11 protein-coding genes are annotated in these 11,464 nt (G+C 67.3%); 7 read left to right on the forward strand and 4 right to left on the reverse strand.

Annotated features, from left to right (window positions below):
- Positions 1-183 precede the first annotated feature (183 nt).
- Both rpsO and pnp read left to right on the forward strand, forming a co-directional pair.
- Entirely contained in the window at positions 184-453 is a 270-nt protein-coding gene (gene rpsO / locus AAG565_RS02120) for a 30S ribosomal protein S15 (protein ID WP_348817893.1), read from the forward strand.
- Between the two features lie 143 nt (positions 454-596).
- Positions 597-2,705 carry a polyribonucleotide nucleotidyltransferase gene (pnp, locus tag AAG565_RS02125; protein WP_348817894.1) on the forward strand — a complete coding sequence of 703 codons (2,109 nt, stop codon included), beginning with the start codon at positions 597-599 and terminating at the stop codon, positions 2,703-2,705.
- 426 nt (positions 2,706-3,131) lie between these two features.
- On the opposite strand, the gene phaR is transcribed toward pnp, so the two are convergent.
- Together phaR and gluQRS are read right to left on the reverse strand one after the other, a co-directional pair.
- Positions 3,132-3,644, reverse strand: a complete 513-nt coding sequence (phaR, locus tag AAG565_RS02130; RefSeq protein WP_348817895.1) for a polyhydroxyalkanoate synthesis repressor PhaR — start codon at positions 3,642-3,644, stop codon at positions 3,132-3,134.
- A gap of 58 nt (positions 3,645-3,702) precedes the next feature.
- On the reverse strand, positions 3,703-4,644 hold the full coding sequence (gene gluQRS, locus AAG565_RS02135; protein ID WP_348817896.1) for a tRNA glutamyl-Q(34) synthetase GluQRS: 942 nt from the start codon (positions 4,642-4,644) through the stop codon (positions 3,703-3,705).
- Between the two features lie 99 nt (positions 4,645-4,743).
- On the opposite strand from gluQRS, the gene AAG565_RS02140 reads away from it, so the two are divergent.
- The 5 genes from AAG565_RS02140 (at position 4,744) to AAG565_RS02160 (ending at position 10,634) form a co-directional block, all read left to right on the forward strand.
- On the forward strand, positions 4,744-5,541 hold the full coding sequence (locus AAG565_RS02140; RefSeq protein ID WP_348817897.1) for an HAD-IA family hydrolase: 798 nt from the start codon (positions 4,744-4,746) through the stop codon (positions 5,539-5,541).
- Between the two features lie 78 nt (positions 5,542-5,619).
- Positions 5,620-7,212: an FAD-binding oxidoreductase gene (locus AAG565_RS02145; protein WP_348817898.1), complete on the forward strand. Its 1,593-nt coding sequence runs from the start codon at positions 5,620-5,622 to the stop codon at positions 7,210-7,212.
- Positions 7,209-7,568 carry an antibiotic biosynthesis monooxygenase gene (locus tag AAG565_RS02150; protein WP_348817899.1) on the forward strand — a complete coding sequence of 120 codons (360 nt, stop codon included), beginning with the start codon at positions 7,209-7,211 and terminating at the stop codon, positions 7,566-7,568. Before AAG565_RS02145 ends, AAG565_RS02150 begins: the two co-directional genes overlap by 4 nt.
- Positions 7,552-9,078, forward strand: coding sequence for a glycerol-3-phosphate dehydrogenase/oxidase (locus AAG565_RS02155; protein WP_348817900.1), 1,527 nt, complete (start codon positions 7,552-7,554; stop codon positions 9,076-9,078). The genes AAG565_RS02150 and AAG565_RS02155 overlap by 17 nt, the downstream gene beginning before the upstream one ends.
- Entirely contained in the window at positions 9,075-10,634 is a 1,560-nt protein-coding gene (locus AAG565_RS02160) for an FGGY-family carbohydrate kinase (protein ID WP_348817901.1), read from the forward strand. The genes AAG565_RS02155 and AAG565_RS02160 overlap by 4 nt, the downstream gene beginning before the upstream one ends.
- A 3-nt stretch (positions 10,635-10,637) precedes the next feature.
- Here the strand turns inward: AAG565_RS02160 and AAG565_RS02165 are convergent, their stop codons facing one another.
- Both AAG565_RS02165 and queF read right to left on the reverse strand, forming a co-directional pair.
- Positions 10,638-10,991 carry a terminase gene (locus AAG565_RS02165; RefSeq protein ID WP_348817902.1) on the reverse strand — a complete coding sequence of 118 codons (354 nt, stop codon included), beginning with the start codon at positions 10,989-10,991 and terminating at the stop codon, positions 10,638-10,640.
- Entirely contained in the window at positions 10,988-11,410 is a 423-nt protein-coding gene (queF, locus tag AAG565_RS02170) for a preQ(1) synthase (protein WP_348817903.1), read from the reverse strand. The genes AAG565_RS02165 and queF overlap by 4 nt, the downstream gene beginning before the upstream one ends.
- Positions 11,411-11,464 lie beyond the last annotated feature (54 nt).

Below are 11,464 nucleotides of genomic sequence, written 5' to 3' on the forward strand. Positions count from 1 at the left end.
ATCATCCTCCGATGATCCCGCCGCCCCGCCGGCCTTTCAGGCTCACTTCACGTTGGAATCACGCACCCCCTTCAGGCTCATGTGTCATTGGAAGAGGCTCCGCCTTGTGATCATGCTGTGGAAAAAGCTAATATATTGGACTTTGCAACGATCGACGATTATTCAAGTTTGGAGCTGGCAGCAATGAGTGTGACGGCAGAACGCAAGGCGGACGTGGTCAAGAAGTTCGCCCGCAACAACAAGGACACCGGGTCGCCCGAAGTGCAGGTCGCGCTGCTTACCGAGCGCATCAACGCGCTGACCCCGCATTTCGAGCAGCACAAGAAGGACAACCATTCGCGGCGTGGGCTGCTCAAGATGGTCAATCAGCGCCGGCGGATGCTCGACTACCTCAAGCATTCCGACGAAGGCCGCTACTCCAAGCTCATCGCCGAGCTCGGACTGCGCCGCTGATCGCAGCATCGCACGTCGTCGAGGGACGGAAGACCCACAGTGATCCTCCGGGTGTCACTGGGGTCTTTCGCTTTTGGCGATGCGTGCAAGTCCCTGACCTCCGCCGCCCGCACGGCGGCCAGCCTTAGCAATTGAGAATACCCATGGCCGTTCCAGCCACTCCCGCAGCACCTGTGCGCAAGTCGTTCCAGTACGGCAATCGCACCGTGACTTTCGAGACTGCCGCCATTGCCCGCCAGGCCACCGCCGCGGTGATGGTGAGTGTCGATGAAACCGTCGTTCTGGTGACCGTCGTCGCCAAGAAGGATGCCAAGCCCGAGCAGGATTTCTTCCCGCTCACGGTCGATTACATGGAGAAGTTCTACGCCGGCGGCCGGGTGCCCGGCGGTTTCTTCAAGCGTGAAGGTCGTCCGACCGAGAAGGAGACGCTGACTTCGCGCCTGATCGATCGTCCGATCCGTCCGCTGTTCCCGGAAGGCTTCTACAACGAAGTCCAGATCGTGGCGACGGTGATGTCGCTCAACCCGGATGTCGATGGCGACATCCCGGCGATGCTCGGCGCCTCCGCGGCGCTGGCGCTGTCCGGTGTGCCTTTCATGGGGCCGATCGGCGCCGCCAAGGTGGGTTACAAGAACGGGAACTACATCCTCAATCCGAGCGAAACCGAGCTGGAGAGCTCCGAGCTGGATCTGGTCGTCGCCGGCACCAAGGATGCCGTGTTGATGGTCGAGTCCGAGGCCAAGATGCTGCCCGAGCCGGTCATGCTCGGCGCGGTATTGTTCGGTCACGAGCAGATGCAGGCGGCGATCAACGCGATCAACGAATTCGCGGCGCAGGCCGGACGCCCGAAGTGGGAGTGGACGGCACCGGATCGCAGCGCGGTCAAGGCCTTCGTGGCCGCCTTCGAGAGCCAGATCGCCGAAGCCTACGGCTATACGGACAAGCAGACCCGCTACGGCAAGCTGGATGAGGTCGTCAAGGCGGCCAAGGCTGCGCGCCCGGCCGACGCGCCGTTCACCGAGAACCAGCTCAAGGCCGAACTGGAAGAGCTGAAGGCCAAGATCGTCCGCAACCGCATCCTCGATGGCGCGCCGCGCATTGATGGCCGCGACCGCTACACCGTGCGCCCGCTGGCGATCAGCACCGGCGTCCTGCCGCGCGCCCACGGCTCGGCGCTGTTCACCCGCGGCGAGACGCAGGCGATCGCGATCACCACGCTGGGCACGGGCAAGGACTACCAGATCATCGATGCCATCGATGGCGAGTGGCACGAGCACTTCCTGTTTCACTACAACTTCCCGCCGTACTGCGTCGGCGAAACCGGCCGCCTGAATGCACCCAAACGCCGCGAGATCGGCCATGGCCGACTGGCCAAGCGTGGCGTCGCCGCGGTGATGCCGGATCTGGAGAAGGAGTTCCCGTACGTGGTGCGCGTGGTCTCCGAGATCACCGAGTCGAACGGCTCCTCGTCGATGGCCTCGGTTTGCGGCGCCTGCCTGTCGCTGATGGACGCCGGCGTGCCGATCAAGGCGCCGGTCGCCGGCGTGGCGATGGGTCTGATCCTCGAGGAAGGCCGCTGGGCGGTGCTGACCGACATCCTCGGCGACGAGGATCATCTCGGTGACATGGACTTCAAGGTGGCCGGCACCGAGAGCGGCGTGACCGCGCTGCAGATGGACATCAAGATCGCCGGCATCACCGGCGAGATCATGGCGCAGGCACTGACGCAGGCGAAGACCGCGCGTCTGCACATCCTCGCCCAGATGAACCAGGTAATCGCCAAGCCGCGCACCGAGCTGTCGCCGTATGCGCCGCGCATCACGACGATCAAGATCCACCCGGACAAGATCCGCGAAGTCATCGGCAAGGGCGGGGCGACGATCCAATCGATCACCCGCGACACCGGCACGACGATCGACATCGACGACGATGGCACCGTCAAGATCGCCGCGGTGGATGGCAAGGCGGCCGAGGCCGCCGTGGCCCGCATCACCGCGCTGACGCGCGATGTCGAGGTCGGTGCGATCTACGAGGGCAAGGTCGCCAAGATCATGGATTTCGGTGCATTCGTCACGATCGCGCCGGGCAAGGATGGTCTGGTGCACATCTCGCAGCTCGCCGACAAGCGCGTCGAGAAGGTCGAAGACATCGTCAAGGAGGGCCAGATGGTCAAGGTCAAGGTCCTCGAAGTGAGCCGCGACGGCAAGATCCGCCTGTCGATGAAGGCGCTGGACGTCGAATCGGCCGTCTAATTGCTTGATCCAGGCCGGATTCTGAGCAAGAATCCGGCCTTCTCTTTTTTGACCTCCGCGCAGACTCGCTGTGCAGGAGGGCCTTTCTGGGGAGAGAGGTGAAGACCGTCCGCCGACGCAGCGGACAAAAAAAGAGCCCCCCGGGGGATTGGGGGGCAAGGTGCGAGAAAGGCGCATGGCCTTTCTGGAGGAGACTGGTCAGACCCGGCAGATCCCAGCGATCGCGCCGGGTTCTTTATTTCCGAATCATGTTGCAGTGCAGTATAAGGACGGCTGACTCCGATGTCAATAATGGCTGTCCAAGAATAAAGTCTTTTTCGTCAATGCCTTGCACGTGTGACCACGCTGATTGGTGACGTGCACGTCATTGGTGCGCTGCACTGCACCATGACGGCAGCGGGCCTTTTCCCTAGGAATCCAGCGACTTCAGCTGGTCGGGTTGCCATCCTGTTCGTCGATTCCGGCGCGGCGTTTGATCGACCGGGCGGTGGACGACAGATTGCGCAGAAACTCGGCGCGGATCGAGCGCCAGATCGGCACCTGGCGATCCGCCAGTTCCTTGAGCGTCTGCAGGGGCTGCTGGGCCTGGCCGAGCAGGTCGCGCAACTGCTCGGTGAAATGGTGCTGCTGTTCCTGGAAGATGCGCGCGGACAGTTCCAAATAGCGGCCGATGCTCTTCTGCATCGGATCGCCGTAGTAGCGGATGATGAACTGCAGCAGCTCAGTGGTGAAAATCGGGTTGCCGCCTTCTTCCTGCTCGGCGATGACCTGCAGCAGGATGCTGCGCGTGATGTCCTCCTGGGTGCGCTTGTCCTCGACGCGGAAGTCGATGTGGTTGAGGACCAACTGCCGGATTTCCTCCAGCGTGATGTAACGACTGATGTGCGTGTCGTAGAGGCGCCGGTTCGGATACTTCTTGATGATGCGCGGTTCGGTCATAAGCCCTTTATTCGCCTCGAATGTTGCAGTGCGTTTGCTGCGGGGCATCATGCCAGACTCAGGCCCATGGCTCCACTTGCACGCCGTGCTGCGCCGGTACCCGGTCGGGGTTCCAGTGCGCCGCGGCCCAGGCGAGGATTTCCGCAACGTCGGCCCCGTGCAGTGCGGCTGGAGGGTGCTGACGCAGCGCCTGCAGGCAACGCAGCAGATTCCGTCCGGCCGATGCAGCGTCGATGGGCGGTGCGTGATTCTGCTTCGACAGTTTGCGGCCATCGGCCGCCATCAACAGCGGCAGGTGGCGGTAGGCGGGGCCGTGCAGCCGCAGCCGATCCATGACGTAGCGCTGCATGAACGTCGAGCCGAGCAGGTCGCAGCCGCGCACGACTTCGGTGATGCCCTGCGCCGACTCGTCCACGGCACAGGCGAGCTGGTAGGCCGGCAGGCCGTCGCGCCGCCAGACGACGAAGTCGCCGATGTCGCGGGCCAGCACACAGCGCTGTGTGCCCTGCCAGCCGTCGTCGAACGCCATCGTCTCGTTGCCGACGCGCAGACGCAGGGCGCGGTTCTGTTCCGGCAGCGCCCGGTTCCGGCAGCGACCGCAGTAGATCGGCCCCTCCGGACCGGGCCGTGACTCCGCTTTCAGCCGTGCACGTGAGCAGCCGCAGGCATAGAGAGCGCCGGTTGCGCGCAGCTGCGCCAGCGCGTCGCGGTATGCGTCGAGGTGTTGAGTCTGGTAACGGGGCGGATCATCCCAGTGCAGTCCATGTGCTTCCAACTGCCGCAGGATGACGTCCGCCATCCCGGGCCGGCAGCGCTCGCGGTCGAGGTCGTCGATGCGCAGGAGCCAACGCCCGTTGTGCGCACGCGCCTGCAGCCAGCTCGCCAGCGCCGTGAGCAGCGAGCCCAGGTGCAGCGGGCCGCTGGGTGTCGGTGCGAAGCGACCGCGGTAGGTCGGTGCAGGGGAGGATGAGATGTCCGGCAGATCCGCCAAATGGATCACAAATGTCGCGAGACCGCATGCTACATTAACTCAGCTTCGTAACACGCTGATCGCCTGTTGAATGCAATCCGGCAAATTCCCGCTGCAGCGGACCATGCAATGACTCTGCGGGCCGTGCTGTTCGATGTCGATGGGACACTCGCCGACACCGAGGCGCTGGGGCATCGGCCCGCCTACAACCGGGCGTTTCGCAAGCTGGGCCTGCAGATGCGCTGGGGCCCCAAGCTGTACCGGCGGCTGCTCAAGCTGCCGGGTGGCAAGGAACGACTCAAGCACTACATCGAGCACTATCGCCCCGATCTGGGTGCGGAGCAGGCGGAGGTCGAACGTGATCTCGACGCCTGGGTCGCGAAGGTCCACGAACTCAAGTCCAAGTATTTCAAGCGCCGTATGCGTAACGGCCGCGTGCCGCTGCGCGCCGGCATCGCGCGCATCATGCGCGAGGCGCGCCAGCAGAACCTTCAGCTGGCGATCGTGACCAATGCCAGCCTCAAGACGCTCAAGCCGGTGCTGAAGTACTGCATGGGTCCCGAACTGGCCGCCGAGATCGAGGTCATCGCCAGCGGAGAAGAGGTCGCACACAAGAAGCCGGCACCGGACCTGTACCGTCTGGCCATGCGCCGGCTCGGCGTCAGACCTGCGGAATGCGTCGCGCTGGAAGATTCGGAGATGGGGTTCCGCGCGGCGACTGCGGCCGGTGTGCCCACGGTGATCACCGTCAACAGCGACACGCTCGAACAGGATTTCGCCGGTGCCGCGCTGGTGGTCAGCAGTCTGGGCGAGCCCGGTGCGCCGGCACGTGCGCTCAAGGGTGAGCTCGGGGTCCTGCCCTGGGTGACGGTCGAGACGCTGCGTCGCGTCAACGCCACTGCCGGGGCTGTCGCGCGCGCCGCCTGATACTGCGTGGCATCTGCGGTCAAGCCGCAGCCCGTGGGTCTGCCTATACTGCCCCACTCGCGATGACGGAGAACGGGCGTGCGGCGTTGGAACGGCTGGGGAGAGGACAGCGACGAGTTCGCGCTGGGTGAGGACGCGCGGGCATTCCTGAGCGAGCGGGTCGGCCCCGGCAGTGCGCCGCAGGACGCGACACTGGAACAGGCGCTGGCGACGGTGCCGGAGAGCCGCTTGCCCGCGACGAGTCCGTTCCAGACCGATCCGTTGCTGCGCCTCGTGCATGCGCGCGGGCACAGCTTTCCCGACTGGGTCGCGATGCGTTCGGGGCGCATGGGGCCGTATGCCGACGCTGTCGCGCTGCCGACGCGCCACGACGAGGCGGCACAGGTGCTTGCCGCAGCGCGCAGTCTCGGCGCGATCGTCGTACCTTACGGAGGCGGCACCAGCGTGGTCGGGCACCTGAACGTGCCGCGGACCGATCGCCCGGTGGTCAATATCTCGCTGGAACGCATGAACCGCCTGCTGGCGGTGGATGACCGCGCCTGGCTGGCGACGCTGGGCGCCGGCACGCCGGGTCCGCAGGTGGAAGCGCAGCTGCGCACCCATGGCTTCATGCTCGGTCACTATCCGCAGTCCTATCCGTACTCCACCCTCGGCGGCTGGGTGGTCACGCGTTCATCGGGGCAGCAATCGCTGCGCTACGGGCGCATCGAGCAGCTGTTCGCGGCCGGGCGCTTGAGCACGCCGCGTGGCGAACTGCGCGTCGGCGGTGTGCCTGCGTCCTCGGCCGGACCGGATCTGCGCGAAGCCGTGCTGGGTTCGGAAGGGCGGCTCGGCCTGTTGACCGAGGTCACCGCACGCCTGCGCCGCATCCCGGATTGCGAGGACTTTCACGGCGTGTTCTTCCCGGACTGGGATTCGGCGATCGAGGCCACGCGCGCGCTGGTGCAGGCGGATCTGCCGCTGTCGATGCTGCGCCTGTCCAATGAAGTGGAAACGGAGACCCAGCTGCGGCTGGCCGGGCACGCGGCGCTGATCCGCTGGCTGCAGCGCTACCTGGGCATGCGCGGTATCCAGCAGGGGCAGTGCATGCTGATGATGGGCGTGACCGGATCGGTCGCGGAATGCCGGCGCATGCGCCGCGACGCGCTGGCGGTCGCGCGTCGCTTCCGCGGCGTGCACGTCGGCAAGTCGATCGGCAAGGGCTGGGCGAAGAACCGCTTCCGGGGCCCGCTGCTGCGCAACGCGCTGTGGGATCTCGGCTACGCGGCCGACACGGTCGAAACCTGCGTCAACTGGCCGAAGGCGACTGCACTGATGCGCGCCATCGAGCAGGCGGCGCGCGACGCGCTGGCGGCCGACAACGAGCGCGTGCATGCCTTCACGCACTTGTCGCACATGTACCGGCAGGGCTGCAGCATCTACTCCACCTTCGTGTTCCGTTCCGCCGGCGACCCGGATGCCGATCTCGAACGCTGGCGCCGCCTCAAGACGCGCGTATCCGAGACGATCGTCGCCCACGACGGCACGATCAGCCACCAGCACGGCGTCGGTGTCGATCATGCGCCGTATCTACCGGCCGAGAAAGGTGCGCTGGGCATGGACCTGATCCGCGCGATGGCGCGCGAGTTCGACCCCGATGGCATGATGAACCCGGGCAAGCTGTTTCAATGAGCCGCACGACGCGCTGCGGTTTCGCGGTCGTCTATCAGTGGCGCATCAAGCCGGGCAGGGAAGCGCAGTTCCGCGATGCCTGGGCGCTGCTGACCGCGGTGCTGCTCGAACAGCGTGGCGCGCGCGGCTCGCGTCTGCACCGCACCGACAATGGCACTCTGGTGGCGTATGCACAGTGGCCGGATCGCGGCACGTGGGAGCGGTCCTGCGCGCTGCACGAACTCGACGACGAGCTGTCGCGGCGCATGCTCGATGCGGTCGAGGAAACCTGGCCGCCGATGCTGCTGACCACGGTCGCGGACCAGCTGATCCCCGAGCACGCGGCACACGAGCGGCCCGATGACCTCACGCATTGACGCGCTCGACGCGCATTACGATCTGATCGTCGTCGGCGGCGGCATCACCGGCGCCGGGATCCTGCGCGAGGCGGTGCGCAGCGGAGCGAACGTGCTGCTCGTCGAGGCGCGCGATTTTGCCTCCGGTACCTCGTCGGGTTCGTCGAAGCTCGTGCATGGCGGCCTGCGCTACCTGAAAAACGGCCAGTGGCGGCTGACGCTCGAATCCGTGCGCGAGCGCCAGCGCCTGCTCGACGAGGCGCCCGGCCTGGTCGAGCCGCTGCGCTTCCTGATGCCGATCCATGCCGACCGCAAGCCGTCGCGCGCGCTGATGCAGATCGGCCTGCGCGTGTACGACTGGATGGCCGGCGTGCGCCGCTCGCGCTGGCTGCCGGCCGACGAGGCACTCGCCGCCGAGCCGGACATCGACCGGCAGGCCCTGCGCGGTGCGATGCTCTACGAGGACGCGCGCACCGACGACGCACGCCTGGTGCTGCGTCTGATCCTCGAAGCGCGGGCGCTGGGCGCAACGGCGCTGAACCATGTGCGTGCGGAGATCGTGCAGGCGCAGGGGCGCGTGCGCGGCGTGCGCCTGCAGGACGCGGTTACACAGGCGCAGCGTGACCTGACCGCGGACGTGGTCGTCAACGCCACCGGCGTATGGGCCTCGCAGCTGCCTGGTGCGCCGCCCGGCGCACCGAAGCTGCGCCCGCTGCGCGGCAGCCACCTGTTGTTTCGGGCGCAGCGTTTCCCGCTACACCATGCCGTGTCCTGGCTGCATCCGCGCGATGGGCGTCCGGTGTTCGCCTACCCCTGGGAGGGCGCGGTGCTCTACGGCACCACGGATCTGGACCATACCGACGATCCGTGGGAACCACGGATCTCGGCGGCCGAAGTCGCGTATCTGCTCGAAGGTCTGACCCGCCAGTTTCCGCGGCTGCGCCTGCAGGCCAGCGATGCGATCAGCAGCTATGCCGGTGTGCGTCCGGTGGTGGACAGTGGCAAGGCCGATCCGTCCGCGGAGTCACGCGAGTCGGCGCTGTGGAGCGGACCGGGCTGGGTCAGCATCACCGGCGGCAAGCTGACCACGTTCCGCACCACGGCGCGCGAGGTGCTGCAGCAGGTCGCGCGCCAGGCCGCGCGCTTCGATCCGGGGCCCGACCGGCCCGTGTTCACGCCGAGTCGAGCCACCGACCAGCTGCGGCTGCGCGGCCGCCTGGGCGATGCCGCGGCCGACGCGCTGCTGCGCGAACTGCCGGCCGACGAACTGCAGGCCGTCGGCGATACGCCGTACTGCTGGGCCGAGCTGCGCTGGGCGGCGCGGCACGAAGCGGTGATCCATCTCGACGACCTGATGATGCGGCGCACGCGCCTGGGACTGGTGGCGGAGCAGGGCGGCGAAGCCTATCTGCCGCGCATTCTCGACCTGTGCGCGCAGGAGCTGGACTGGAGCGCCGCGCGCTGCGCCGAGGAGGCGCAGCGTTATCGCGCGTACTGGCAGGCCCGCCACGCACTGCCGGGTGCCGCGTGAAACCGGTGCGCATCCTCAGTCTGGACGTCGGCACGCAAAGCGCGCGCGCGATCGTGTTCGACGCGCAGGGCCGTCTGCTGGCCAAGGCGCAGCGCGTGTTCGAGCCGACCTATGTCTCGCCACAGCCGGGCTGGGCCGAGCAGGATCCCGAGGTCTATTGGCGCGCCATCGCCGACAGTTGCCAGGCCCTGTGGCAGCAGGGGATCGTGCGGGCCGACGAGATCGGCGCGCTGACGCTGACGACGCAGCGCGCGACGATGATCTGCACCGATCGCGAGGGCCGCGTGCTGCGTCCGGCGATCCTGTGGCTGGACCAGCGCCGCTGCACGGCGCCGCCACGGCTGTCCGCGCTCTGGCGCACGGCGTTCGCGCTGGCGGGCGCGACGCCGCTGGTTGCGCACCTGCAGCGCGAGGCCGAGGCGAACTGGCTGGCGCAGCACGAGCCGGCGCTGTGGCGCGAGACCGCGCACTTCCCGTTCCTGTCCGGCTGGCTGAGCCAGCGCCTGGTCGGCGAATACGTCGATTCGGTCGGCTGCCAGGTCGGCTTCGTGCCGTTCGACTACCGCAGGCTGGACTGGGCCGGCCCGCGCGACTTCAAGTGGCAGGCGGTGGCGGTGCGGCGCGAACAGCTGCCGCGCCTCGTGCCGCCGGGCCAGCGCCTCGGCACGCTGACGAAGGTGGCGGCCGAGGCGCTGGGCCTGCCGGCCGGCCTGGCGGTGATCGCCGCGGCCGCCGACAAGGCCTGCGAGGTGCTGGGCTGCGGCGTGCTCGATCCGGACGTCGGCCAGCTGAGCTTCGGCACCACCGCGACGATCAACACCACGCAGTCCCGCTATGTCGAGGTGCAGCGCATGCTGCCGCCGTACCCCGCCGCGGTGCCGGGCGCGTACAACACCGAGATCCAGATCTACCGCGGCTTCTGGATGGTGTCCTGGTTCAAGCGCGAGTTCGCGCACCGCGAACAGGCGCTCGCCGCCGAGCGCGGCGTGCCGGTCGAGGCGCTGTTCGACGATCTGATCCGCACGGTGCCGCCGGGCTCGATGGGCCTGATGCTGCAGCCGTACTGGTCACCGGGCGTGCGCGATCCGGGGCCGGAGGCCAAGGGCGCGGTGATCGGTTTCGGCGACGTGCACACCCGTGCGCACTTTTACCGCGCGATTCTCGAGGGCCTGGTGTACGGCCTGCGCAGCGGCCGCGAGCAGATCGAGAAGCGCATCGGCCGGCGTCTGACACGGCTTTGCGTGGCCGGCGGCGGATCGCAGTCCGACCAGGCGATGCAGATCACCGCGGACGTGTTCGCGCTGCCGGCGGAGCGCCCCGAGGTGTACGAGACTTCTGCGCTCGGCGCCGCGATCAATGCCGCGGTGGGGCTGGGCGTGCATCCGGACTATCCGGCGGCGGTGCGCGCGATGACGCGCAGCGGCCGGTGCTTCGAGCCGGATCCGCAGGCGGTGAAGATCTACGACGCGCTGTACCGCGAGGTCTACCAGCAGATGTACCGCCAGCTCAAACCGCTGTACGCGCGCATCCGCGCGATCACCGGCTATCCGCCTTAGGCGCTACCGGCTGCCGGCTTCCAGGTTGCGCAGCCAGCCGCCGCTGAGCACGAAGCGCGGGAAGGTGATGAACTGCTCGGCAACGATGCGCCGGACGAAGTCCCAGGCCCCGGCGAAGGCCTGTGGCTGCAAAGCCTCGCGGTCGTGGCCGATGCCCTGGGCGAACAGCGACAGCGCCATCAACAGCAGCCCGCCCAGCGCGGCGAACAGGCCTGAGAACAGCAGCGCGCCGAGCGCGTTGATGCTGCCGATCCAGAACAGCGGCACGGCCACGATGTGGATCAGCAGGTTGACGCGGTCGCGGTGGCGCTCCGCGTACTCCGACCACTGGACTTTCAGCAGCTCTTCGAAGGTCATGGTGTCTGCCCCTGGCCGGTCGGATCGACGTGCCACGCCGGCGGCGGCAGGCTGCCGGCCCAGCCGGCCTTGCGGTATTCGGCGCTGACGTGCGTATAGACGCCGCCGCGCACGTTGAACACCGCGGTCAGGCGCATGAAGCGTGGCTGTGTCGCGGCGACGAGGTCGTCGAGCATCTGATTGGTCACGGCCTCGTGGAACGCGCCTTCGTTGCGGAAACTCCAGATATAGAGCTTGAGGGATTTCAGTTCGACACAGGTGCGGTCGGCCACGTACTCCAGGTACAGGGTGCCGAAGTCCGGCTGCCCGGTCTTCGGGCACAGGCAGGTGAACTCCGGCAGGCGCATGCGAATCGCGTAATCGCGCTGTGGTGCAGGATTCGGGAAGGTTTCCAGCGTCTTGCTGGGCTGGGTTGACATGCGCGGTGGGTCCGACGTCCGGGAACTTGGGTGAAAATCCCGCAGGCAGCTGGA

This window comes from Fontimonas sp. SYSU GA230001, from assembly GCF_040066175.1.
Lineage (GTDB): Bacteria > Pseudomonadota > Gammaproteobacteria > Nevskiales > Nevskiaceae > Solimonas.